The sequence below is a fragment of the Mesorhizobium sp. 10J20-29 genome (genome assembly GCF_054130485.1).
The window spans coordinates 1,691,316-1,713,915 of record NZ_CP199156.1 but is presented as its reverse complement, the minus strand read 5'-3'; the positions used below and the strand labels follow the sequence as shown (position 1 = coordinate 1,713,915).

Below are 22,600 nucleotides of genomic sequence, written 5' to 3'. Positions count from 1 at the left end.
TCTGGCTCTGGCCTTCCCACCCGGTGCTCTTGCGATGAGCCCGCGTGGTGCGCTTTCGCCGGTCGGCCGCGAGACACTGCACGACCGCGTCTATGCCGAGCTCAGGCGCTCCCTCATCCACGGCATGTTCGACGCGGGTGCCATGCTGCGCATCCAGGATCTTGCCACGACTCTCGAGACCAGCACCATGCCGGTGCGCGAGGCGCTGGGCCGGCTGGTCTCCGAGCAGGCGCTGGAGTCGCTGCCAAACCGAACCGTGCGCGTTCCGGTCATCACCCTGGAACGGCTCGACGATCTGGCCCGCGCCCGCTGCCTGATCGAAGGCGAACTGACGGCGCTCGCGCTACCCAATCTGGGGCCGGAGAATTTCGAAACGCTGAGATCGCTGACGCTTGACTGCGAGGCGGCGTTCCGCAGCGACGATCCCGACAAGGCGCACCTTACCTCCGAGCTCAATCACGCCTTCCACTATGCCGTCTATGGAGCGGCGCGCTCGGCGGTGCTGATCCCGATTGCCGAGAGCCTGTGGCTGCAGTCCGGCCCCTATGTGCGGGCGGCGGCGCAACTGCATGACGAGCAGCGCGACATTTCCGCGACCCATCATCACTGGGGATTGATCGAAGCGCTGGAAGCCGGGGACAGGGATGCCTCGGTCAAGGCGCTGACCGACGACATCACGCGATCCTTCAACCTGGTGCGGCGGCGCTTCGAAGATGAAATCGCCAACCGGGAGACACAGGCCTATGGCTGAGCAAAAGGACGACAGCTTCGAAATCTTCGACCTGCGCGTCGAGGTCGTGGCGCCGGAAGGCGCGGCGATCTATTGCGGCGCCAAGGTCGGCGACCATTTCGAGCTGCGCGGCGAGATGCTGCATCTGCCGCCCGGCCAGGGCATTTCGATCTATTCGCTGGCCTCGGTGCTGCCGCTGCTGGCGGCCAAGCAGCGGCCGAGCCACAAGAACGACTGGATGACGACCGACGCGGAAATTGCCTGCCCCGACCCGCATTGCGGATCGCGGCTGCGCATCACGCGGCTCGGATTGCGCAAGTTCAGCCATGCCGAAACCACAGCGGTGCCACTCGATGACTGAAACACCCGACATGCAGCGCATTCGCCTGGCGCCCGACTACGAGATCTCGCGGGTGATCCGCGGCGGCTGGCAACTGGCCAGCGGCCACGGCGCGGTGAAAAGCGACGATCCGGTCGCCGACATGGTGGCCTTCGCCGATGCGGGCATCACCACCTTCGACTGCGCCGACATCTATACCGGCGTCGAGGAGACGATCGGCCGCTTTCGCCTCCACTATCGCAACATGCGCGGCCAGGAGGCGCTCGACCGCATCAAGGTGCACACCAAGTTCGTGCCCGATCTCGATATCCTTCCCGGCATCACAAGGCGCTATGTCGAAAGCGGGATCGACGAGTCGCTGCGCCGGCTGAACATCGAGCGGCTCGATCTGGTGCAGCTTCACTGGTGGGACTACGACGCGCCGCGCTGGTTGGAAACGGCGCAATGGCTGAACGAGCTTCGCCTCGCCGGCAAGATCCACAAGGTCAGCGCCACCAATTTCGACACCGACAGAATGCTGGCCATGGTCGAAGGCGGCGTGCCGCTGACCTCGATGCAGGTGCAATACTCGCTGCTCGATTCCCGACCGTCCAGACGCATGGCGGCAGCGGCCGAAGCGAACGGCATCTCGCTGCTCTGCTACGGCACCGTCGCGGGCGGCTTTTTGGGAGACCGCTGGCTCGGGCAGCCGGAACCGTCGGACTCGCTCGAGAACCGCTCGCTCATCAAATACAAGCTGATCATTGACGATTTCGGCGGCTGGGACCGGTTCCAGGCCCTGCTTCGGACCCTGCGCCAGATCGCCGACCGGCACGGCGCTGACATCGCGACGGTGGCGAGCGCGGCCATGCTGACGCGGCCCGCAGTGGCAGGCGTCATCGTCGGTGCCCGGACGCGAGACCACCTGGCGTCGAATCTCGCCGTCTCCAGCATCGCGCTGACTGACCATGACCATGCCGAGATCGCCACAATGCTCGCCACCGCCAACGAGATCGAGGGCGACGTCTATACGCTGGAGCGCGACCGGCACGGCCGGCACGGCTCGGTGATGAAATACAATCTGAACAAGGGAGCCGCCTGAGCGACCACGGATTGGGACTACCGGTTACTGCACGGAAACAAGCCAACGGCGCTCCGGGAGAGCGTTCGAAACCAAAGGGGAATGCCATGAGACATATGCTTCTTGCCACCACCGTTCTGACGGCGCTCGGCGCCTCGGCGATGCCATCCTTTGCCGCCGGTTGCGACATCACCATCGGCATGGTCATGGAACTGACCGGACCGGCCGGCCAGTATGGCCAGGCCGGCGCGAAATCCGTCGAAATGGCGTTCCGCGACTTCAACGAGGCCGGCGGCGTCGATGGCTGCAACCTTGTCGCCGATACGCGCGACAGCCAGAGCCAGGGCACGGTTGCCGTCGATCAGGCGACGCAGCTGGTCAACATCAAGAAGGTTCCGGTGATCATCGGTGGCATCATCTCGTCGGTCTCCATCCCGATCCTGACCTCCGTGACGGCGCCGGCCGGCGTCGTGCAGGTGTCGCCCGCCTCGTCCTCGCCGACGCTGACCGATCTCGGCCGCGAGGGAAAGACCAACGGCGTGTTCTTCCGCACCATCACCTCGGACGCCCTGCAGGGCACGGCGGCGGCGAAATACGCCATCGACCAGGGCCTGACGAAGCTCGCCATCATCCACGTCAACAACGACTTCGGCGTCAACATGGTGCGCGAGTTCGCTTCCGCCTACGAGAAGCTCGGCGGCGTCATCACCTCGACCACGCCCTATAACGAGAAGCAGGCGAGCTATGCGTCGGAGGCCAGTGCGGCGATGGCCGGCGAGCCGGAAGCGCTCTACCTCGTCAGCTATCCGGTGGATGGCGCAACGATTGCCCGCGCCTGGGTATCGGGCGGCGGCGCGCAGAAGTTCCTGCTCAATGACGGCATGAACTCCAGCGAATTCGTCGAGGCCGTCGGCGCGCAGTATCTGACCGAAGCCTATGGCACGTCGTCGGGCACCAGCACCACCGCCTCGACCGAGTACTTCAACGCCAATTACGAAGCCTTCTCAGGCGGCATCAAGCCGGACGCTCCGGCTGCCGACCGCTCCTATGACGCCGGCGCCATTGTTGCGCTGGCCGTCGCCAAGGCCGGCAAGGCCGACTCCGCCGCGATCAAGGCGGCGATCCCGGAAGTCGTCGCCGCCGGTGGCGAGCCGATCCATGCCGGCAAGGAAGAGTTCGCCAAGGCGCTGGCGCTGATCAAGGAAGGCAAGCCGGTCAAGTACGAGGGTGTCATCGGACCGGTCAGCTTCGACCAGTATGGCGACATCACCGGCCCGTTCCGCCTGTGGCGGATCACGGACGGCGCGGTAACGACCGTCGGCGAGATGAGCGCTGACGAGGTCGAGAAGATCAAGGCCGAGCTCGCCAAGTAATCCGGACCCGAACATCGAAGCCGGCCGCGCAAGCGGCCGGCTTTTTCCTTTTTGCACCGGCCCTCGATTCCGCGAATTGTTGCCCGGACAGGCCGCGCGGTCGCCGGCGCATTTGCCAGGCGGTGGGCCGGAACCGGCTCTGCTCTGGTCAGCCGATCAGGAAGAGCGATATGGCCGGCACGAAGGTAACGAAACCGAGGCAGATCAGAATCAGGCCGACGAGCGGCAGCAGATAGGGAATCATCTTTTCGATGCCGATGTTGGCGACGGCACAGGCCGCGAAAAGATTGACCCCGAGCGGCGGCGTAATCATGCCCATGGCAAGATTGAAGATCATGATTATGCCGAAGTGAACCGGGTCAATCCCGTAGTGAACGGCGACCGGCGCGAGGATCGGCCCGAGCACTACAATCGCCGCGGAGGTTTCGATGAACATCCCCAGCACGAACAGAAAGACGTTGACGGCGATCAGGAAGCTGATCGGGGACGTGAAACTCTCGACGATCCACGCGCCGATGGCGGCGGGAATGCCGGCCCTTGTCAGGGCGAAGGAAAAGATCCCGGCCATTGAAACGATGAACATGACGATCGCCGACGATATTGCGGATCGCTTGATGACGTCCCCGAATCCCCGCAGGTCGATCTCGCGATAGACAAGGGAAACGAGCAGCGAATAGCCGACCGCGATCACCGAGGCTTCCGTGGGCGTGAACACGCCGCCATAGATGCCGCCGAGCACGATGACCGGCATCATCAGCGCCAGGCCGGCGCCCTTGAGTGCCGGCAGGAACGGCGGGCGTGCCTCGTCGCGAAGCTCCACGAAGCCTTTCCGGCGGCTGTAGAAAAGGGCAAAGGCGCTGAGCGCGACGGCCACCAGAATGCCGGGTCCGGTGCCAGCAAGAAACAGATCGCCGACGGACACGTCGGCAGCCAGGCCGTAGATGATCATCGGGATGGACGGCGGTATCAGCACCGACAGTTCGGCAGCGGTCGCCTGCAGCGCCGCCGCGAAGCCGACCGGATAGCCGCGCCTGACCATCGCGGGTATCAGCACGGCGCCAATGGCTAGTGTCGTCGCGACGCTGGACCCCGATACGGCCCCGAAGATCAGCGCGGTAAAGACGCAGGTCAGCAAAATGCCGCCGCGGATCGAGTAGACGCAGCTTTCCACGAGCTCGACGAGGCGGCGAGAGATGCCCCCCGCTGTCATGAGGTTGCCGGCCAGGATGAAGAACGGGATTGCAGCGAGCGGGAACTTGTCGAGCGCGACGTAGGCCTGCTGCGGCAGCACGACCAGCGGCAACGTGGTGAAGCCGCCAATGCCGATCAGGCTCGCCAGGCCGATCGCGACGGCGACGGGGATGCCGATCAGCATCAGCAGCGTCATGGCTGCAATCATGACAGGTAGCATGAGACCCTCGCGTCAGAGCGCTTCGGCGCTGTCGGACTTCGTTTGTGGGTCGACGAAATGCGCGATCGCTCCCAGGGCGGCGAAGCCGGCCCCGACCGGAATTGCCGAGTATACCCAGGAGGCGGAAACGCCCAGCCCGGCGATCGTCTGGTTGCGCACCATGTAGACCGCGAGCCAGCCGTAGTAGACGAGCACCCCGAAGATGATCAGCGTCGATACCATGACCATCGCCCGCATGGCCGACCGCACAAGGCCCGACGACTTGTCCATCAGGAAATCGACTGCGATCAGCGTGCCGGTCCGGGCGCCGGCCATCAGCCCGAGATAGACCATCCAGATCAGCGAAACCTTGACCAGCGGCTCCGACCAGTGCGCCGGCACGTGAAGAACGAACCGGCTGAACACCTGGTACAGTGCCGAGGTCGAGGCGACCAGCAGCATGAGCGCTGCGGCGGCGACCACCAGCCTGTTCAGCTGGCGCTCGCCCTCCCGCAGCAGGGGCCGCAGGCCTTTGATCATTGACCCACGCTGCGGATGGCGTCGAGGCGTTCGCCGAAGCGCTTGGCGAGATCCTTGAAGGTCGGATCCAGCTTGTCGCGGAAGCTCTGACCATCGACCTCGGTCAGGATTTCCACGCCGATGCCGCGCAAGGTGTCGAGCCCGGTATCCTGGACCTTGGCGACTTCTTCCTTCGTACGCGTCATGGCCTTGACGGCGGCCTCGCCGAAGATCTGCTTGTCGGCATCGCTCAGGGCGTCATAGACGCCGGGATTGATGAGCAGCACCACCGGGGTGAAGGCGTGGTTGGTTATGCTCATGTACTTCTGCACTTCGCCGAAGCGGTTGTTGATGATCGCGCCGATGGGGTTTTCCTGCCCGTCGACAACGCCCTGCTGGAGCGCCGAATAGACTTCGGTCACCGCCATGGGCGTCGGCAGCGCGCCGAGCGCTTCCCAGGCCTGCAGGTGCAACTCGTTCTGCTGGGTGCGGATCTTGAGGCCCGCCACCTCGGCGGCTGAAGCGACGGGGCGGACATTGTTGGTCAGCTGCCGGAAGCCGATGCCGCCTGCCGCGAGCCCGACAAAGCCGGCGTCTGGCAGGGTTCCAAGGATTTCCTGTCCGACGGGACCATCGAAGACGGCCTGCGCGTGGTCAAAGTCGCGAAACAGGAAAGGCACGTCGAAGACCGCGAAGTCGGGCGCGAAGTTGGCGACGACCGACGTCGATACGACCGTCATCTCGATCGTGCCGAACTGGACGCCTTCGACGACGTCCCGGTCACCGCCGAGTGCGCCGCCGCCCTGGAGCTGGACCGTGTAGCGTCCCTCAGTGCGCTCAGCGATCTCCTCGGCAAACTGGGACATGCCGATGGCCTCCGGCGCGGCCGGACCGCCGACGAAGCCGAGATTGAGCACTGTCTGGGCGTGGGCAATTCCCTGTGCAAGCACAAGTGCCAATGCGGATAGAATGATCTGTCTTTTCATGTTTACCTCCCTTGTTATCAGTCAATCGTCCACTGATCGACGATGAACTCTTCGAACTGTGATTTCTGGATATCGACGCCGAGCCCGGGGCCGCCGGGCACCACGATCTTGCCACCGGCATCGAGTTCGATGCCGACCATGCACTCGCGCAGCGGATTGTGCCCGACGTCGACTTCGTGCATCGGCAGCTTGTGCCGTCCGAGACGCTGCGCAGGCAGCGTTGCCGTGAACTGCAGCGACGCCAGGTAGTTGATGCCGGTGCCCCAGACATGCGGCACCGTCGGCACGCCGAAAGCCTCCGCCAGCGCGGCGATCTTTCGAGCCTCTGCAAAGCCGCCGCAAAGCGCCAGATCCGGCTGGATGATCTCGAGCCCGCCCTGCGCAAGCACGTCGCGAAAGGCGGCAAGGCCGTAGAGCGACTCGCCGCCGGAGAGCGGCACGGGCAGACGCTGCGCCAGGCGAACGTAAGCGGGAATGTTGTCGTGCGGGACAGGCTCTTCGAGCCAGGCGAGGTGCACATCGGCCGCCGCCTCGACAAGGGCAAGCGCTTCCTTTTCCGTGGCCGCCTCGTTCATGTCTGCCGCGATCATGGCATCGGCTCCCGCCACGTCGCGCGCCGTGCGCAGGGCGGCCAGATCGCGATCACGGTCGAGCCCGACGCGCAGCTTGTAGGCGCGAAAACCCAGGTCCCGGTAGCCGGCGATCGCCTCTGCCAATCCGGCGTAGGGATCGTTTCCCTCGCGCAGCAGCGGACCGCTCGCATAGGCTGGAAGGGCGGCATGGTGAGCGCCGCCGAGCAGGGCGTGTATGGGCTTGCCCGCCGTTCGTCCGAATGCGTCCCAGATCGCCATGTCGAGCGCGCTGATGGCCATGTGGTGAAGACCACGGCGATCCTGCGCCGCAAAGCCGAAGAGCGGCGCCAAGGCCGGCAGCGGAAGGGTGACGTCGGCGCCGATCAGCGACGGGCCGAGCCTTGTGCGGATCAGTTGCGCCACCGCTTCGGGATAGGCCCAGCTCTCGCCCCAGCCGGTGGCACCATCGTCGGTATGCACACGCACGAGCAGTGCGCTGCGCCTGTCGAACATCACGCGCGCATTGCCGACCCGCTCCGGCAGCGCGCAGGAAACGACGAACCCTTCGATGAATTTGATCGTGCTGCCCACACGCTTCCCCCCGTGACCAAGCCGAGATATTGCATTAGATGGATTACGTCCAATTTGAAGTTTGACGCTCAACTCATAAGGAAAATTAATGAGTCGAATGACGCTGCAGCAGATCGAGGCGTTCTACTGGACGGCCACTCTGGGGTCCGTGCAGAAGGCCGCGGATCGGCTTGGCCTATCCCAGCCGGCCGTGTCGCTGAGGCTCAAGGAGTTCGAGCGAAACGCCGCCCGCCGTCACTTCGAACGGGCCGGACGGCACCTGCGGCTGACGCAGGCGGGCCGCGAAGCCCTGCGCACGGTGCGCGGCATCATCGAGGGCGTCGATTCGCTTGGAGCGGATGCATCGCCCGGTATCAGCGGCACGATCAAGGTGGGGTTTGCGGAAGGGTTCGCACTCGCCTGCCTGCCGCAGATCCTCGAGCGGGTTCACGCCACCTATCCCGATCTCCACCCCGAACTGACCGTCTCGATCAGTTCCTCGATGGAACCTGCCTTGCAGGACGGCCGCATTGATCTCGCGTTCCTCGTGGAGCCGACGGAACTGGAAGGCTTTACCTACGTCTACTTCGGCCTGCAGCCGACCGGATGGGTGGTGGCCTCGTCGCTCGACGTGCCAACCCCCGTGACACCCGACAATCTCGCGAAGATCCGCATCATCAGCAACCAGCCCGGCACGATCGGCTACAGGCAGGTCGTCCGCTGGTTCGCATCGGAAGGCCTGAAGCCGGCCTCCATCGACATCTGTTCCAGCGTTGCGATCCAGGCCAAGCTCATCGAGGCCGGCACCGGGGCCGGCATCCTGCCGACCCGGATGATCGACGAGCAGGTCGCTTCCGGGCGCCTGCGCGTCCTCGAGACATTCCCGCCGGTGCAGCCGGTGGCGATCTTCCTCGTTCACCGCACCGGCATGCTGACGCCGGCGGCGCGCGCCTTCGTCGACTGCGTCACCGAGACCGTCGGGCAGATGCAGTACCTGATCTGAAGCTGCACAATCACGCCTGCCCGCAGCTGATGCGCGTCACAAAGCGCACCGCACGGGCCGCTGCGCGTTCACGCCATGCAGTTCCCGCAGGCCAAGCTAATGAATTGAGGGTAGAATTTCGAACCGTCAAAATCCACCGAAGTGGAGGAGACTGATTGGTGGTGGGTCCAGTCTAGAGCGAACCCGTCTCTGGTCGAAGTTCCCTGTAATCGCCTGAAGAACAGGGAACTTTCGCAATTTTGACGCCATGGCGAAGATCCAGATGTCGAATAGTTTCGTATTTACAATGGTTTGGGAACGAATTCCCTATGCGATGAAACAGGGAACTTTATCCGACATAACAGAGAAAGAAACTATCGGAACAGGCAATGTTTCAGGCGGAACAGGGTAGCAGCTATTGGCTGGTGCTATAGGTCTGTTTCTCCGACATGCACGACGTCAGTTGCTAGTCGGCCATGTGCAAGCGACTAATCGAGTAGCTGTGTTCCTGCCGCTGAACCTGGACGGCAAGATCGCCGACCTGATCAGGGCTAAGCCAGCCTTCGGGGTCAACCGAAAGAGAGTTGGACCTTCATTGCGGCGCGTCGATCGGCAGCGAGTTCGAATGCATGCGGTGCCTCCGTGAATGGCAACACCGTCGTTATCAATGAAGCAATGTCTATCACGCGGCTGTTGATCATATCGACTGCCTCACCAAACTCACGGTCGAAACGGAAGGTGCCGCGAAACTCGATCTCTTTTGCAACCAGTGAATTTATGGGTATCGGAATGCTACCGCCCAAGCCGAGCTGAACTACGACGCCGCCAGGCCGAACAGCGTCGATGCCAGCTTTGATCGCACTCTCGTTTGCGGACGCCTCGAACAGCACGTCGAACTTTCCTTTGTTCTCGTTGTAGGGCGCGAGGCCGTCCGGATTGCTTGCGACGTTGATCGTCCTATCTGCTCCCATCCGACGAGCAAGCTCCAGAGGAAAATCGCTGACGTCGGTGGCGACGATTTCCTGGGCGCCGGCAAGACGTGCGAGCGCGATGCAAAGTGTTCCTATCGGCCCACAGCCAGTGACCAGCACCTTCTGTCCGAAACCGAGTTGGGCACGACGGGCTGCATGGAGGCACACAGCGAGGGGTTCGCCGAGCGCCGCTTCCTCGAAGGACACGTCGTCATCGATCGGGTATGCCTGCCTGGCCGGCACAATGAGCGTCTCGCGAAAACCGCCTTGCACGTGTGGAAAGCGCATCGCGCTGCCAAAAAAACGCATGTCGCTGCAGTGACGGTATTCAGCGCGCAGGCAAAAATGGCACCTATAGCATGGCTGGCTTGGGTTGATCGCTACCCGAGCCCCGACTGCTAAGTTTGATACGCTCGAGCCGAGCGAGACAACCTCGCCGGACATCTCGTGACCTAGAATCAGCGGTTCTTGCAGGCGTATCGGCCCGAAACCACCATGCAGATAGTAGTGGAGATCGGAACCGCAGATGCCTGCCGCCCTTATACGGACTGCGACATCATATGGACCGACACTGCTTTCAGGAATTTCGGCGATACGAATATCCTTCGCCGCGTGGATGAATACTGCGCGCATTTGTCAATCCCCACTTAAACAACGCCGAGCTTCAGATTGACACCATTGTCGATGGTGATGATCTGGCCTGTCATCGAAGGCGCCGCGGTAGATAGCCAGTGAATTGCCTCGGCGATCTCGTCTGCGCTCGCGATCCGCTGAAGCGGTGCGATCTGCAATTCCTTGGTCCGGAAGGCCTCATATTCCTCGGTCGACATCCATTGGAGACGCCACCCCGTGTCTACCACACCGGGGCAGACGGTATTGACGCGCACGTGCGGCGCCAGCGACCTCGCCATGCTTAGCGTCATGATATTCAAAGCACCTTTGGAGGCTGCATACGCAATCGACGAACCAAGCCCCGTGAGCGATCCGGACGTCGAGACGTTGACAATTGAGGCCGCCGAGCTCTGGCGCAGCAAAGGCCATACGGCCCGCACCATATGATAATTGCCGACGACGTTGACTCCGAACACCTTTGCGAAGTCTTTCGTCTCCAGCGCTTCGAGATCAGACTGCGGGGCACTGACGGTGACGCCGGCACTATTGACCAAGGCATCGACCCTGCCCCACCGCTCGGCCACTGCTGCCGCGATCGCGGGACAATCCCTGCCGTCAGCAATGTCTCCCTGGACTGCAATCGCGTCGACACCGTTTGCCTTGCAAGCCTCTACGACAGCCAGCGCTTCATCCTCGCGGCTCCGGTAGTTCACAGCGACGTCATATCCGCCCTTGGCGAAGCGCACCGCAGTCGCGGCCCCAATGCCCGATCCTGCGCCGGTAATAACGGCGACGCGGTTCTTTTCTTTCTCAGCCATGCTTGTCTCCACTCGTTCAGTCAATAATGCTTTGGGAAATCCGCGCCGCCGCCGAGCGCAATGCCGTCTTTAAAGGCTGAATGCTTCTGCCAAGGAAGAGCGTGTCGGTCGGTCAGTCCGTTGATCCGCTCGAGATAGGGCTTGGCTGTTCGGACAAGTTCGCGCTCTATGGCATCAAAATTCGGGAACAGGTCGAATGCCGTCTTCCAAATGGCACGACCACAGAGGTAGCCGGTCGCACCTGACCGGTAGGCATAAACCAGCGATCGGAGGAAATCCTCGGCATTGGCGCCAGCCGAAAGCAAGACCCATGGACGCGGCAGGTCGCGAGCCATGGCGTCGTAGAGCTTCTGCACCGCGGCGGCATCCTTGCCGTCCGGATCCGGAACATCGACGAGAGCCGACGGTGGTTCGAGCTTGTAGATGTCGACACCGAATTCCTCACCGCGGAAATCGGCAACGCATTCCTCGACAAGTTTGCCTCTGCGCGCACCATAGCTGGCGATATCTTCATCCGGCAGCTGATAGACGAGCAACTCCAGTAGATGGGCCACATCTGCTTCACGGCACGCGTCGCCGACAGCACGCACGTAGGAGAGTTGATGCTCGCGCACCGAGTCATCAGAATCAGCGCGATACCAGACAAGAATTTTCACCGCATCTGCGCCAGCCCGCCGTGACTTTTCGACGGTCCAGCCGGGGATATTGAGGGACTTTCTCCCGAGCGGGGTCTCCTCGACAAAGGAGTGTTCCAAGGTCATCATCAATCCAGGATCCCGCCCTACTAGCGGCAGTGTATTCGGGAATGCGTAGATCGGATCGATAAGAACGCCGGACGACTGGCCCGCAAGATGCCGGACGAGCAGTTCCTTGAATCGTGATACGTCCTCATAGGGAGCTTCTGCGACGCCACGCGCCTTGGCGATCGGTCCTAGAATCGGCCCCCGCTGGTCAGCAGCAAGCATCTTCATCGTGCCGTTCACGTCCGACACGCGCTGAAAGCCTCGATATTTCCCGGCGCTTAGGTTCATTGAATTCTCCCTGCAAGTAAAATTTCGGCGTCCTCGCGCAACGGCATGCCGCTCCACCCGCCAGTCCTTACGCATTTTGCAGCGGCGGCTGCGTTTGCGAACCTGGCCGCCTCCGCTGCACTTCGCCGCTCCGCGATCGCAAGTGCATACGCACCGTGGAAGGTGTCGCCGGCACCGTTGGTGTCTTTCACCGCTACAGCGAATGCGGGTTCACGATGAACGCGCCCCTCTTCCAACCAGAGGTAACCGTCTTGACCGAGGGTGACTCCGACAATGCCCCCCGTAATTGTGGCTGCCCGGGACAAGCCCTCCTCCGGCACTTCGGCTCCGGTAACGTGGTGCAATCCGCCCATCGAAAAGATCGCGTGATCCGCTAGTCCGATGAGTTCAGGCAGGCGGGGGTCTTTCGAAACGTCTATGTCCAGCACCGTCTGAACGCCGGAAGAGCGAGCTGCGTTGAGCGCCGCGATCGCTCCGTCGAACCAACGGATATCCGCAAGGACGGCGCCAGCGTCCTTGACACGCTCCAACGGAAGCGTCTTTTCCAGACCGGAAGGGCGGTGGCCGGGGAAAAAGGCGAGCAACCGTTCGCCTGCATCGTCCACGAGCACCCCGGAAACGGGCGTCTGCGCTAAACCATCTTGAATAACGTCGGCGGCATCCACCCCAGCCGCGTGGAGCATCTCGCGAACTACCGAACCGGCATGATCCTCGCCAAGGACGCCCCAGAAGATTGCTTTTCCGCCAAGCGCGGCGACCGCTACGGCCGCTGTCGCAGCGATGCCGCCACCGGATTCGCGATAGCGCGATGCAGGGACCTTCATGGCGCTTTCAGGTATTACTGCGACGTCGAATACGTGGTCGACGACAGCTGAACCACAGCAGATTACAAGTGGGGCGTGAGACATCTTGTTCCTGGGAGCTTCCTTGCCCCTCTGGGCATGGCGCAACGCAATGTTGGCAACACACCTAGCATCACAATGCACGCCCGCAACGCATCACCGACCAGGATTGCGCGCAGTGAAAAACAGGCCGTCGAACGCAGCTAAATTCTCTACAGCGATTGCAGCCTATGAAAGAATTCGCTCAAAACGCAGATTCATCGTTTCGTCCGTGTCAAAGTTACCCCAGCCGATCCCGCAAGGGCGATAAGATGGGATCGAGACAAGGGAGAAAACATGATTGACAGGCGCCAGCTTGTTGGCGGCATTTCATTTTTTGCCACCTCCATTGCTCTTCGTCCGAATCGCGCGTTTGCTCGATCGGGCAAAATTCTGATTGGCTTCACGGCGGCCGCGGATCCAGCCGGTGTCTATGCAGCGCAGGAAGAAGGTTTCTATAAGGAAGCTGGGCTCGATACCGAGCTTCAGCTCGTCGCGCTGAATCCGACCATTCCGGGCGCGCTTCAGTCCGCCTCGCTGCAGTTCGCTAACCCTTCCCCGCCGGTATTTGTCTCGGCCATCGACGGAGGGCTCGACCTCGTTGCGGTAGGATCGACAAGCGTGATTGCGAAGGGCGTAAAGAGCTTCGCGGCAGTTGCAAGTCCCTCACTGAAGATCAAGCAGGCAGCGGACTTTTACGGAAAACGGGTCGGTGTGCCGGGGCTGAATGCGTTCCTACACGTCGTGTTCCGGAAATGGATGATGGATCAGGGCGCCGACGCCAGCCAAGTTACTTTTGTCGAAGTGCCGTTCCCTCAGATGGCAGATGTTATGCGTGGCGGTTCGATCGATGCGGTCATCGGCTCTGAGCCGATCGTCGGCCGTATCGTAGCGTCCGGGGCGGGCGAAATTATCACGCATATGGACGATCTCGCACACGAGTTACCCACCGCCTTCCTCGCCACAACACGCGATTTTGCCGCTGAAAATCCGGACGCTGTGCGCGCTTTCCAGGCAGGAACAGTCAAGGGCGTCGAATTCGCCCAGAACAACCTCGAAAAGGCCCAGGAATACGTCGCGAAGTATACCAAGCTGGACCTCGAAGCTATTAAGGCGGTCCCTTTCCCCCGGTTGCGGGCGACAGCCACAGTCGACGACGTGCGGAACTGGATCGACCTGATGAAGGCGCAGAATATGATCCGCACGGAGATCGATCCGGAGCAGTGCGTATTTTCCTGAGGAATCGAAAAACCGATAGCTGATGAACACTGTCAACGCTATTGAATTGGAGGACGTAAGTCTCAGCTACGGCGACAAATCGATTCTTGAGCACATTAGCTTTAAAGTCGACCCCGGCGAGATCGTTTGCGTCATCGGACCTTCGGGATGCGGCAAGACAACGGTTCTCAGGTTGGTCGGGGGTTTCACGCGCCCGACGACGGGAATGGTGCGCGTGAATGGCAATAAACGTGAACGTCCATCGCGCGACGTTGCGATTGTGTTCCAGGACTACAGCCGGGCTCTGCTCCCTTGGCGTGATGTCGCGGGTAATGTGTCGCTGGCGCTCGAGGCGGCGCACATTCCGAAAGCCGAACGCGAGCCTCGTATCGAACATCTGCTGCAGACAGTTGGTCTCGCCCAGCACGTGGACAAGTTCCCATCACAACTCTCCGGCGGCATGCAGCAGCGGCTTCAAATCGCACGTTGTCTGGCTCAGGAGCCAAGGCTTCTGCTCATGGACGAGCCCTTCGGTGCGCTCGATGCAATGACCCGCCAGACGTTGCAGGACGAACTGCTAAAACTTCAGGCCGAGACAAGCCTTTGCGTGCTATTCGTGACTCACGATCTGGAAGAAGCGCTTTATCTCGGCGACAAAGTGATTGCGCTCGCGGCAAATCCAGGGCGTGTCCACCAGATTGTTGAAGTTAACCTGCCGCGCCCCCGGAACCAGCTCGCCACCCGAGAGCATCCGGACTTCCTGCGCATGCGCCGCGAGCTTTTCGGCCTATCTCACGGACATTCGGGATAGACATGAATTGGCGTCCCGTGGCCATCGTGGGTGTTGCCGTTATCGCGTGGGAAGCGTCCATGCGCACCAGAGCAGTGGTCACAGAATCTTTCGCTCCTCCGAGCGAGGTCGCGATGGCGATGGTGTCAACGGTTGCCGACGGTTCCGTATTCAGAGCTGTGTGGCAGACTGTGTCGGCAGGTGCGCTTGGCCTGTTGATTGGCGCGGGCGCGGGTATAATTCTCGGATTGCTGATTGGTCTGTCACCGTTCCTCACGAAGGCGACGCGAGCCCCCGTTGAACTGCTGCGCCCACTACCCTCCGTGGCTCTCATTCCACTCGCTCTGATGACCTTTGGTTTCGGCGTCTCCCTTGAAGCTTCAATAGTGGCTTTCGCCACCCTTTGGCCGACGATGATAATGGCTCAATACGCAGTCGCGGGTGTCGACCGTCAGCTTCTGGCCGTTGCAGATGCGCTTGAACTAACGTCCTTCGCCCGCCTAACCAAGATCGTCCTTCCGGCTGCGCTGCCGCGCATTATCGTCGCGCTGCGGTTGGCGACCGGCATAGCGCTCGTGGTGGCCGTGACCGTGGAGATCACTGTCAACCCACGCGGCATAGGATATGATCTCGTGATCGCGCAACAGTCGTTGCGGCCGGCCCTTATGCTCGCTTTCTTGGTCTGGATAGGCATTTTGGGTTGGGTACTGAATCAACTTGTCATAGTCGCCGAGCGTCGGCTGTACCTCAGGCTCGGCCAGGCGTCCGGAACCTGAGCATGCATCGAACCGGCCGTATTCTTGCCTACGACCTACCAGCGATACTTCTGTTGCTGCTTGGCTGGCACATGCTTTCGGCGACCGGCATGGTTTCACGCGCTTTCGTTCCGTCACCTGCCGCGGCAGCGCAATCGCTCTGGTGGGGGTTCACACACGGCGGTCTCGGACGCGATACGTTAGCCACGGTTCTCTTGATGGTTCAGGGTTGGCTGCTGGCGAGTATCATCGGCGTAATCCTTGGAAGCCTTATCGGCAGCTGGCGGCCTGCGCGCGACACACTGGGGCCGATCCTCGAATTTCTTCGCCCTCTTCCGGCCTCAGCGATTATACCGGTTGCCATCGCCCTTTTCGGCCTCGGTTCATCAATGGTAATCGGCGTCGTGGCGTTCGGGTCGATCTGGCCGCTACTGCTGGCCACGATACACGGTTTTGCAACTGTCGAGCCAAGATTGCGCGAGGTAGCCGCGGCGTTGCGCCTATCGCCGCTCGCCTTCATCAGAAAGATCGGGCTGCCGAACGCCGTTCCTGACATTTTAGGTGGCATGCGCTTGTCTTTGACCGTGGCACTGATCCTTGCCGTGGTTACAGAGATGCTTGCCGGGCGCCGCGGCCTTGGCACTTTCGTGCTGCTTGCCGGTCGAAGCTTCAACTCGGCAGACATGTTTGCAGGGCTGGTCGTCTTGGCAATTGTCGGTTGGCTGAGCAGCGCTCTGCTCCAGTTTGCAGAGCGCTATCTGTTGCGGTGGCAGCGCTAGCGCCGGAGCCGGGCTCTAACGCCCGCCGCTCACTGTGAGGTTCGCGCCGGTCACGAAGGACGCCTCGTCTGAGAGCAGCCATAGTATGGCCGCGGCGATCTCCCCTGGTTGGCCGAGTCGCCCCATTGGGATTGTCGCCTTCAGCATCTCCATGCGCTGCAGTTGTTCAGGCCGGTCGTTCGTGTCAGTCGGACCTGGGGATACGGCGTTCACCCTGATTCCGTCGGTCGCGACCTCGCGCGCCAATCCCGTCGTCAGGCTGTCAAGGGCGCCTTTTGAAGCCGCATACCAGATCTGCGCATTGGCAGCTCCGAGGCGGGCGGCCACGGACGAGACCATGACGATGGCGCCGCCCGAACCACCCCGCGACTTAGCCATGCGCCGCACCGCCTCGCGGGTGACGCTGATCGTTCCTGTGACGTTGACCTTAATGAGTTCTGCTATGTCTGCCATGTCGGCATCGGCCAGCAATGAGTTGGATGAGGCCTGTGTCGCGGCATTGTTGACTACACCGCACACCCCGCCGAAGTCATCGTCGATAAGCTTGTAAAGGCTTTGGATGTCGCCTTCTCGTCCAAGATCGCACCGGACCGCGCGAACGCTTCTATCAAAGTCCGCAACGATCCTGTTCGCCGCATCGACATTTCGGCGGTATGTGAAAAGGACATGGTAGCCGCGCGATACGGCGAGCCGCACTGTAGCTTCGCCGATGCCCTGGTTGCCGCCGGTAACGAGTAGGGGAAACTGTGTGCCCATCGCTGGAATCCTTTACTAGATACGATGAAACGCCGCCCGGCCGGAGCCGGGCGGCTGAGCAGAGAGTTCGATGGGTCTACTTGATTGCCTGCGGATTGATCGGTGAACCGGTGCCGCCGGTGATCTGAAGCGGCGGAGCGCAGAAGAAGAATTCGTATACCTTGTCTTCCGCGCAGTCAGCGGCGAGTTCCTTCAAGTTAAAAATCTCACCCATTGTCAGGCCCATGGCGGGAATCACTACCCAATGCCAAGGCTGCTGCACTTCCATCGTCTCGTTCGGGCGAACCTCGACACCCCAGGTATCAGTGCAGATTGCGGCGATTTCCTTCTTGTGTGACCAGTAGCAATTCTCGAACTTCATTCCGGGTGCATCGCCAGCGGCGTAGTTGCCCCAGCCGCCATCCGCGCGAACACGCTCCATGTGACCAGTGCGGATGATCACGAAGTCACCGCGTCCAATGGTGACACCCTGTGCCTTAGCAACCTCATCCAACTCGTCGTTGGAAATTCCATAGCCGTCGGGTAGTGAATCCACTTTCTTGTGACGCGCTATGTCGAGCAGCACACCGCGGCCGACCATCTTGTCCTTGGATGCGGTGATTGCACCCTTCTGCAAGCCGCGCGAGTCGGCAAGTTTGGCTGGAAAGCCATTATACATCTTGTCATCGATGAAGATGTGACCGAGCGCATCCCAATGTGTGCCCGACTGGACCGGCATATTGATGGCGTCATCCGCATACCGGCAGCGGTTCCAGTCGTCCTGCATACCGGAGACTGCGTCGGTGCCAGTGGCGAGCATGGTGTGGATAGGGTTCCAGCGACCATCGCCGCCTCGTTGCGGGCCATCTTTGTCTACCGGGATCCCAAGAGCAAAGATCTTGCCTTTGCGAATCAGTTTGGCTGCCGCGACAATGTCGGCGGGCTCGATGAAATTTAGGGTGCCGATTTCGTCCTCCGCTCCCCAGCGCCCCCAGTTGGAGAGCTCTTTGGCGGCCTTGTAGACCGCGGCCTTATCGACTTTGATGTTCATTAGCAGATCCTCGAATCTCTTTATGTTGCAAGTCGCTTGAGACGAGAAGTCCGCGGACGAGGTGCGTTCACGGACAGGTGCCAAGGCGGCTCTCAACGACCGTAGGAAACTTGGACGTCCCCTTCGAGCTTCCTCTGCCAAGCTTTTCACTGGCTGAAAAAAGATCAGGTTCTGGTAGCTGGCCGCACAAAACAACCGTCGATGAAAAGGTCCACGACGAGTTCCACCATGCCTTGCTTGTCGCGCCAAACCGGGCGGCCGAAGACGTGGTTCCGTATATTCCATTGAATGAAAGTGGAGTGCAGTGTCCAGGCCACTTCCAACTCCCACATTTCGGGGGGCACGTTCGTCAATTTATCTGCGTCACCGCGCTCCTCCCGCAGTTCGAGAGCAACAGCCTCGAGGATGCGCCGGACCTGCAACTCATAGTGGCGACGCGAGAGTTCCTGGTTGGTAAGGCCGGAAAAGATTCCAGTCCGGATCCAGTTGAAGTCGTCGGTAATTTCGAAGAACCAGGCATAAAAGTTTTTGAGCCGCACCCGAAATTCTACCGATCGATCGACCAGTGCAACAAGCCGCTCCTCTTCCCAGCGATCGATAAATATCGAATCGAAAACCTGGTCGAGCAAATGCTCCTTGGTCCCGAAGTATTTGAGAATGAGTCCGGAGGAAACGCCGCAGTGATCTGCGAGCTCCCGCATCGTCCCCGAGAACCCGTTCTTGCCAAAAAATTCTATCGACCGATTGAGTATGAGCTTCGCACGCCGGTCGGGCGCGAGCCTGATGTTTCGCGGTTCAGATACGACCTTTTCTGCCATTGAAGTCGTAGCTCCCACTCTGCCCGATACAAGTCTGGAACGCCTGATCTTGGTGCCCCTCGCGAGCTCTAACGCTCAGGTGAAATAGCACAATGTCGCTCGCAGCATACACTGCATTGACTGCATTTATCACCAGGTGGCTCACCCAAACGACTTGGCTATTGACTCTTGATCACTACTGGTGATCATTAGTCACTAATGAGGTGATTCAGATCGCCGCATTGCCATAAAGTCAATAAAAACATTCAGATGGTGTCTTGGGATGAAACAGAAGTTGTCTGGATATGACCACAGGCTTGTGCGCCGTATTGCTGCAATTATGAATTGCATAGGCGGATATGAAAGCCCTGTGCGTCTAGTGGATATCGCCGGACAAACCGGCCTCGATAGTGCAACGGCCTATAGGATTTTGTCCGAACTGGTGCGTGAAGGCTTCGTTTACAAGAACAGAGCGACACGGTGCTATACACCCGGCCTGCAGATATGCCAGTTGGGCAGCTCGGAATTTGCACATTCTTCGGCGGTCGACAGCCTTCAGCCGGTGCTGAGCCAGATCGAACTTCTTACGGGTCTGACGGCACTGCTAGGGTCACGAAAGGGATCGCGAGTTCAGCTTTATTCGCAGCCGTCGGCGATTGCGCGGCATCCCAGTGTCACCGAAGCTCTCCGTGCAGGAGTGGTCGACGCTCACGCTACATCAATTGGGAAGGTTTTGCTTTCCGCAGCGGATCCTGCCGAGGTGAAATCGCTTTACGCCGCCAGCGTAATGGAGCGGCATACGACGCGCACCACTAGCGGATACTCGTCATTGGTGAGGGAACTGCAGCAAATCCGCGTGGTGGGACATGCCACCGAATGTGGGGAATATTCCATTGGGCTCAACGGGATTGGCATAATGGTACCGACCCAGACCGGCCGACCTACTTTCGGGATTTGGCTGACCACGACCAACGAACACCTTCGCAGGCTCTCAAGCGAAGCAATCATTGAACACGCCAAGGCTATCTTGGCCAAGGCCGTAAAGCCCAATTCAGAGCATTAAGCATGCAAACCATAACATCTCTCAATCCCGCGACCGGTGAGACTTTACAGGAGTATTCCTGCGATACGGACGAAGCTGTCAACGCCGCGCTCGATGCTGCTGTGACGGCGCAGAAGGAATGGCGGATTCGCAGCGTGGAGGAGCGAACGCAAGTCGTTCGCCGCGTCGCAGAAATCCTGAGGGCAGGCGCCGACGGATACGGCCGGCTGATCACACTTGAAATGGGCAAGCCACTCGCTGAAGCGATAGCGGAAGTTCATAAGTGCGCGTGGAACTGCGAATATTACGCCGACAACGCCTCAAAATTCCTTGCGGATGAATCCGCGCCATCCGGGGCGTCGGAAAGCTATATCGGGTATCAACCGCTCGGAGTTGTGCTCGCGATAATGCCTTGGAACTATCCTCTTTGGCAGTTTTTTCGGTTTGCCGCGCCGGCACTGGCTGCGGGAAACGGGATCATCTTGAAACACGCGAGCAACGTGCCGGGCTCCGCCCTCGCCTGCCAAGAGATCATGTCCGCCGCCGGTGTTCCAAACGGTCTGATGAAAGCGCTCCTTATTGGAGCTGATAAGATCGCCGGGCTAATCGCAGACGACAGGATTGCGGCGGTGACGCTGACGGGGTCGACCGAGGTTGGCTCTATCGTAGCCTCGCAGGCCGGCAAAGCCATCAAAAAGCAGGTGCTCGAACTCGGCGGCTCTGACGCCTTCATTGTGCTCGCTGACGCCGATATCGAACTGGCCGCGTCGACCGCAGTAAAAGCCAGGTTCATCAACGTTGGGCAGAGCTGCGTCAACGCAAAGCGGTTCATCGTAGTAGAAAGCGTAGCGGATCGCTTCGTCGAGCTGTTCTCTGAGGGTATACAGAAACTCAAGGTTGGTGACCCATTTGCGACCGGCGTTACCATTGGACCGATGGCGCGAGCGAACCTGCGCGAAACCCTTAATCGACAGGTTGAGACGTCCGTGGCGCGCGGCGCACGTCTCGTGTTGGGCGGACATTGCGTCGAAGGTCCCGGCTGCTTCTACCAGCCCACTTTGCTCGACTTTGTAACGCCGGGTATGCCAGCATTTGACGAAGAGACATTCGGCCCAGCTGCGGCGGTGATACGCGTCAAGGACTCAATTGAAGCTATCCGTATGGCCAATCAGTCCGAGTTTGGCTTGGGAGCTGCTCTCTGGACGCAAGACCTAATCAAGGCGAAAGAGCTTGCCCGTGCGATTGACGCCGGCGCCGTATTCGTGAACGGCATGGTCGCCTCGGATCCCCGACTCCCCTTTGGGGGCATCAAACGCTCCGGCTACGGCCGCGAGCTTGGCGTTCTAGGGATCCGCGAGTTTACCAACATGAAGACGGTCTGGATTGGCCCGGCGAGCACTTGATGAAGCGCAGGCAGGCAGAACAAAGAAAAAGGGCCCTCGATGGCGCCCCTTTTTCTTCTGACCAATGCTCACACGCCAAGAAGGCGCCGCGCATTGCCGGCAACGATCGCATCGACCACATCATCCGACAGACCTGCTTGCTCGACATGCGCCACCGGCTTGAATTCCGCCATGTCAAAAGGGAAATCGGTGCCTAGAACGACATGTTCGGCGCCGAAGACTTCCACCAGGGCGCGCAGCTGGTGAGGCGTGAAGACAACCGTATCGACAAACACCTTGCGCAGATAATGGGTAGGTGGCCTGGGCAGATTGGTCCGGGCGTCCGAACGCGCTCCCCAGGCGTGATCGATGCGTCCAGAATAGGCAGCCAGATAACCACCCCCGTGAACCGACAAGATCTTCAGCTCAGGATAGCGCTCCAGAACGCCCGCAAAAATTAGGTGATGCAGCGCTATAGTGGTTTCCAATGGGTTCCCAATGATGTTGTTGAAGTAATAGCTGGCAAATCGTCGGCCTTCCGTGAAGCCGTTCGGATGCAGCAACACGATCGCGCCGAGATCCTCGGCCCGCTTCCAGAAGGTTTCAAATCGCGTGTCGGACAGCTCTATCCCGTTGACGTTGGTCAAGATCTGAACGCCCTTGAAACCGGCTTTCATGCAATCTTCGAGTTGTTTGACGGCAATGTCAGGCGCCTGCAACGGTACGTTACCGAGGGCAAATAGCCTGTCTGAATGTTTGGAAACGAAGTCGAAAAGGCCTTGGTTGATCATTTCGCTGGCGCGCATGCCAACCTCACCTTCCGTCTCGTAGTAGGTCTGGAACGGCGGGCACATCACAAGCTGCCGCTCCACACCCATGCTTTCCATAACCGCAAAACGTTCATCATAGCCGGTAATCTGCGCTCGGACATCGCCTTCTTGTTGCTTGTTGATCGCAACCGTCTGTTCTGAGGAATACATGCCGAGTGGGGTCGATCTGAAGTCCGAGCGGCTGCCCACGAACGCGCCGGCTGCGGGAATCGCAACATGCGCGTGCATATCGGTGATCGGCGCTGAATAGCGCCTGTCGGACTTTTCGCCGGAATGCTCACGGGCGGCTGTCGGGCCGTATTTGTTCCAAACTTCCATGACGAAAGGTCGCTCCCTGATCTCATATTTCTGTGCTCGGCTATCACTAGGAAGACCCGCCAGCCAAT

The 22,600-nt window shown here is 60.4% G+C and carries 23 protein-coding genes; 11 read left to right on the top strand and 12 right to left on the bottom strand.

Annotated elements, in window-relative coordinates; genetic code table 11:
- Positions 1–34 precede the first annotated feature (34 nt).
- The 4 genes from ACT2BZ_RS08190 (at position 35) to ACT2BZ_RS08175 (ending at position 3,503) form a co-directional block, all read left to right on the top strand.
- Positions 35–751, top strand: coding sequence for a GntR family transcriptional regulator (locus tag ACT2BZ_RS08190; RefSeq protein WP_457940387.1), 717 nt, complete (start codon positions 35–37; stop codon positions 749–751).
- Positions 744–1,091 (top strand): TIGR04076 family protein, encoded by a 348-nt coding sequence (locus ACT2BZ_RS08185; protein WP_457940386.1) that lies wholly within the window; start codon positions 744–746, stop codon positions 1,089–1,091. Before ACT2BZ_RS08190 ends, ACT2BZ_RS08185 begins: the two co-directional genes overlap by 8 nt.
- A gap of 10 nt (positions 1,092–1,101) precedes the next feature.
- Positions 1,102–2,151, top strand: coding sequence for an aldo/keto reductase (locus ACT2BZ_RS08180; protein WP_457941253.1), 1,050 nt, complete (start codon positions 1,102–1,104; stop codon positions 2,149–2,151).
- An 86-nt stretch (positions 2,152–2,237) separates the two neighbouring features.
- Positions 2,238–3,503: an ABC transporter substrate-binding protein gene (locus ACT2BZ_RS08175; protein ID WP_457940385.1), complete on the top strand. Its 1,266-nt coding sequence runs from the start codon at positions 2,238–2,240 to the stop codon at positions 3,501–3,503.
- A 148-nt stretch (positions 3,504–3,651) separates the two neighbouring features.
- Here ACT2BZ_RS08175 and ACT2BZ_RS08170 read toward each other — a convergent pair whose 3' ends face one another.
- Genes ACT2BZ_RS08170 through ACT2BZ_RS08155 form a run of 4 tightly spaced genes read right to left on the bottom strand, consistent with a single transcriptional unit; the run spans position 3,652 to position 7,561 of the window.
- Positions 3,652–4,914, bottom strand: a complete 1,263-nt coding sequence (locus tag ACT2BZ_RS08170) for a TRAP transporter large permease (RefSeq protein WP_457940384.1) — start codon at positions 4,912–4,914, stop codon at positions 3,652–3,654.
- 12 nt (positions 4,915–4,926) lie between these two features.
- Positions 4,927–5,433: a TRAP transporter small permease gene (locus tag ACT2BZ_RS08165; RefSeq protein ID WP_457940383.1), complete on the bottom strand. Its 507-nt coding sequence runs from the start codon at positions 5,431–5,433 to the stop codon at positions 4,927–4,929.
- On the bottom strand, positions 5,430–6,398 hold the full coding sequence (locus ACT2BZ_RS08160; RefSeq protein WP_457940382.1) for a DctP family TRAP transporter solute-binding subunit: 969 nt from the start codon (positions 6,396–6,398) through the stop codon (positions 5,430–5,432). The genes ACT2BZ_RS08165 and ACT2BZ_RS08160 overlap by 4 nt, the downstream gene beginning before the upstream one ends.
- Before the next feature lie 17 nt (positions 6,399–6,415).
- Positions 6,416–7,561, bottom strand: coding sequence for a mandelate racemase/muconate lactonizing enzyme family protein (locus tag ACT2BZ_RS08155; RefSeq protein WP_457940381.1), 1,146 nt, complete (start codon positions 7,559–7,561; stop codon positions 6,416–6,418).
- 88 nt (positions 7,562–7,649) lie between these two features.
- Between ACT2BZ_RS08155 and ACT2BZ_RS08150 the strand changes: the two genes are divergently transcribed.
- Positions 7,650–8,543, top strand: coding sequence for a LysR family transcriptional regulator (locus tag ACT2BZ_RS08150; RefSeq protein ID WP_457940380.1), 894 nt, complete (start codon positions 7,650–7,652; stop codon positions 8,541–8,543).
- A 548-nt stretch (positions 8,544–9,091) separates the two neighbouring features.
- Here the strand turns inward: ACT2BZ_RS08150 and ACT2BZ_RS08145 are convergent.
- The 4 genes from ACT2BZ_RS08145 to ACT2BZ_RS08130 are packed head-to-tail and all read right to left on the bottom strand — an operon-like array spanning position 9,092 to position 12,862.
- Positions 9,092–10,126, bottom strand: coding sequence for an L-idonate 5-dehydrogenase (locus ACT2BZ_RS08145; RefSeq protein ID WP_457940379.1), 1,035 nt, complete (start codon positions 10,124–10,126; stop codon positions 9,092–9,094).
- Between the two features lie 14 nt (positions 10,127–10,140).
- Complete coding sequence (locus ACT2BZ_RS08140) at positions 10,141–10,923, bottom strand: SDR family NAD(P)-dependent oxidoreductase (RefSeq protein ID WP_457940378.1); 783 nt, start codon at positions 10,921–10,923, stop codon at positions 10,141–10,143.
- Positions 10,924–10,943: 20 nt separating this feature from the next.
- Positions 10,944–11,954, bottom strand: a complete 1,011-nt coding sequence (locus ACT2BZ_RS08135; protein WP_457940377.1) for a tagatose 1,6-diphosphate aldolase — start codon at positions 11,952–11,954, stop codon at positions 10,944–10,946.
- A complete protein-coding gene (locus ACT2BZ_RS08130) occupies positions 11,951–12,862 on the bottom strand; it encodes a PfkB family carbohydrate kinase (protein WP_457940376.1) in 912 nt (303 codons plus the stop codon). The genes ACT2BZ_RS08135 and ACT2BZ_RS08130 overlap by 4 nt, the downstream gene beginning before the upstream one ends.
- A 270-nt stretch (positions 12,863–13,132) precedes the next feature.
- On the opposite strand from ACT2BZ_RS08130, the gene ACT2BZ_RS08125 reads away from it, so the two are divergent.
- From ACT2BZ_RS08125 to ACT2BZ_RS08110, 4 genes are read left to right on the top strand one after another with little or no spacing between them, the layout of a single operon-like run.
- Positions 13,133–14,074 (top strand): ABC transporter substrate-binding protein, encoded by a 942-nt coding sequence (locus tag ACT2BZ_RS08125; RefSeq protein ID WP_457940375.1) that lies wholly within the window; start codon positions 13,133–13,135, stop codon positions 14,072–14,074.
- A gap of 22 nt (positions 14,075–14,096) precedes the next feature.
- Positions 14,097–14,864 (top strand): ABC transporter ATP-binding protein, encoded by a 768-nt coding sequence (locus ACT2BZ_RS08120; protein ID WP_457940374.1) that lies wholly within the window; start codon positions 14,097–14,099, stop codon positions 14,862–14,864.
- 59 nt (positions 14,865–14,923) lie between these two features.
- Complete coding sequence (locus ACT2BZ_RS08115; protein WP_457940373.1) at positions 14,924–15,619, top strand: ABC transporter permease; 696 nt, start codon at positions 14,924–14,926, stop codon at positions 15,617–15,619.
- A gap of 2 nt (positions 15,620–15,621) precedes the next feature.
- The gene (locus tag ACT2BZ_RS08110) at positions 15,622–16,377 is read left to right on the top strand and encodes an ABC transporter permease (RefSeq protein WP_457940372.1); all 756 of its coding nucleotides are present in this window, start codon (positions 15,622–15,624) and stop codon (positions 16,375–16,377) included.
- Between the two features lie 15 nt (positions 16,378–16,392).
- On the opposite strand, the gene ACT2BZ_RS08105 is transcribed toward ACT2BZ_RS08110, so the two are convergent.
- The 3 genes from ACT2BZ_RS08105 to ACT2BZ_RS08095 form a co-directional block, all read right to left on the bottom strand.
- Complete coding sequence (locus ACT2BZ_RS08105; protein ID WP_457940371.1) at positions 16,393–17,133, bottom strand: SDR family oxidoreductase; 741 nt, start codon at positions 17,131–17,133, stop codon at positions 16,393–16,395.
- Between the two features lie 76 nt (positions 17,134–17,209).
- A complete protein-coding gene (locus ACT2BZ_RS08100) occupies positions 17,210–18,163 on the bottom strand; it encodes a cyclase family protein (RefSeq protein ID WP_457940370.1) in 954 nt (317 codons plus the stop codon).
- A gap of 164 nt (positions 18,164–18,327) precedes the next feature.
- Positions 18,328–18,981, bottom strand: coding sequence for a TetR/AcrR family transcriptional regulator (locus ACT2BZ_RS08095; protein ID WP_457940369.1), 654 nt, complete (start codon positions 18,979–18,981; stop codon positions 18,328–18,330).
- 262 nt (positions 18,982–19,243) lie between these two features.
- Between ACT2BZ_RS08095 and ACT2BZ_RS08090 the strand changes: the two genes are divergently transcribed.
- The gene (locus ACT2BZ_RS08090; protein WP_457940368.1) at positions 19,244–20,023 is read left to right on the top strand and encodes an IclR family transcriptional regulator; all 780 of its coding nucleotides are present in this window, start codon (positions 19,244–19,246) and stop codon (positions 20,021–20,023) included.
- Between the two features lie 2 nt (positions 20,024–20,025).
- Entirely contained in the window at positions 20,026–21,405 is a 1,380-nt protein-coding gene (locus tag ACT2BZ_RS08085; RefSeq protein WP_457940367.1) for an NAD-dependent succinate-semialdehyde dehydrogenase, read from the top strand.
- A 68-nt stretch (positions 21,406–21,473) separates the two neighbouring features.
- Here ACT2BZ_RS08085 and ACT2BZ_RS08080 read toward each other — a convergent pair whose 3' ends face one another.
- A complete protein-coding gene (locus tag ACT2BZ_RS08080; protein WP_457940366.1) occupies positions 21,474–22,532 on the bottom strand; it encodes an amidohydrolase family protein in 1,059 nt (352 codons plus the stop codon).
- Positions 22,533–22,600 lie beyond the last annotated feature (68 nt).

Excerpts from the sequence above, each read along its gene's own strand:
- ACT2BZ_RS08190 (WP_457940387.1), top strand. The coding sequence starts at position 35 with ATGAGCCCGCGTGGTGCGCTTTCGCCGGTCGGCCGCGAGACACTGCAC.
- ACT2BZ_RS08185 (WP_457940386.1), top strand. The coding sequence starts at position 744 with ATGGCTGAGCAAAAGGACGACAGCTTCGAAATCTTCGACCTGCGCGTC.
- ACT2BZ_RS08180 (WP_457941253.1), top strand. The coding sequence starts at position 1,102 with ATGCAGCGCATTCGCCTGGCGCCCGACTACGAGATCTCGCGGGTGATC.
- ACT2BZ_RS08175 (WP_457940385.1), top strand. The coding sequence starts at position 2,238 with ATGAGACATATGCTTCTTGCCACCACCGTTCTGACGGCGCTCGGCGCC.
- ACT2BZ_RS08170 (WP_457940384.1), bottom strand. The coding sequence starts at position 4,914 with ATGCTACCTGTCATGATTGCAGCCATGACGCTGCTGATGCTGATCGGC.
- ACT2BZ_RS08165 (WP_457940383.1), bottom strand. The coding sequence starts at position 5,433 with ATGATCAAAGGCCTGCGGCCCCTGCTGCGGGAGGGCGAGCGCCAGCTG.
- ACT2BZ_RS08160 (WP_457940382.1), bottom strand. The coding sequence starts at position 6,398 with ATGAAAAGACAGATCATTCTATCCGCATTGGCACTTGTGCTTGCACAG.
- ACT2BZ_RS08150 (WP_457940380.1), top strand. The coding sequence starts at position 7,650 with ATGAGTCGAATGACGCTGCAGCAGATCGAGGCGTTCTACTGGACGGCC.
- ACT2BZ_RS08145 (WP_457940379.1), bottom strand. The coding sequence starts at position 10,126 with ATGCGCGCAGTATTCATCCACGCGGCGAAGGATATTCGTATCGCCGAA.
- ACT2BZ_RS08140 (WP_457940378.1), bottom strand. The coding sequence starts at position 10,923 with ATGGCTGAGAAAGAAAAGAACCGCGTCGCCGTTATTACCGGCGCAGGA.
- ACT2BZ_RS08135 (WP_457940377.1), bottom strand. The coding sequence starts at position 11,954 with ATGAACCTAAGCGCCGGGAAATATCGAGGCTTTCAGCGCGTGTCGGAC.
- ACT2BZ_RS08130 (WP_457940376.1), bottom strand. The coding sequence starts at position 12,862 with ATGTCTCACGCCCCACTTGTAATCTGCTGTGGTTCAGCTGTCGTCGAC.
- ACT2BZ_RS08125 (WP_457940375.1), top strand. The coding sequence starts at position 13,133 with ATGATTGACAGGCGCCAGCTTGTTGGCGGCATTTCATTTTTTGCCACC.
- ACT2BZ_RS08120 (WP_457940374.1), top strand. The coding sequence starts at position 14,097 with ATGAACACTGTCAACGCTATTGAATTGGAGGACGTAAGTCTCAGCTAC.
- ACT2BZ_RS08115 (WP_457940373.1), top strand. The coding sequence starts at position 14,924 with ATGCGCACCAGAGCAGTGGTCACAGAATCTTTCGCTCCTCCGAGCGAG.
- ACT2BZ_RS08110 (WP_457940372.1), top strand. The coding sequence starts at position 15,622 with ATGCATCGAACCGGCCGTATTCTTGCCTACGACCTACCAGCGATACTT.
- ACT2BZ_RS08105 (WP_457940371.1), bottom strand. The coding sequence starts at position 17,133 with ATGGGCACACAGTTTCCCCTACTCGTTACCGGCGGCAACCAGGGCATC.
- ACT2BZ_RS08100 (WP_457940370.1), bottom strand. The coding sequence starts at position 18,163 with ATGAACATCAAAGTCGATAAGGCCGCGGTCTACAAGGCCGCCAAAGAG.
- ACT2BZ_RS08095 (WP_457940369.1), bottom strand. The coding sequence starts at position 18,981 with ATGGCAGAAAAGGTCGTATCTGAACCGCGAAACATCAGGCTCGCGCCC.
- ACT2BZ_RS08090 (WP_457940368.1), top strand. The coding sequence starts at position 19,244 with ATGAAACAGAAGTTGTCTGGATATGACCACAGGCTTGTGCGCCGTATT.
- ACT2BZ_RS08085 (WP_457940367.1), top strand. The coding sequence starts at position 20,026 with ATGCAAACCATAACATCTCTCAATCCCGCGACCGGTGAGACTTTACAG.
- ACT2BZ_RS08080 (WP_457940366.1), bottom strand. The coding sequence starts at position 22,532 with ATGGAAGTTTGGAACAAATACGGCCCGACAGCCGCCCGTGAGCATTCC.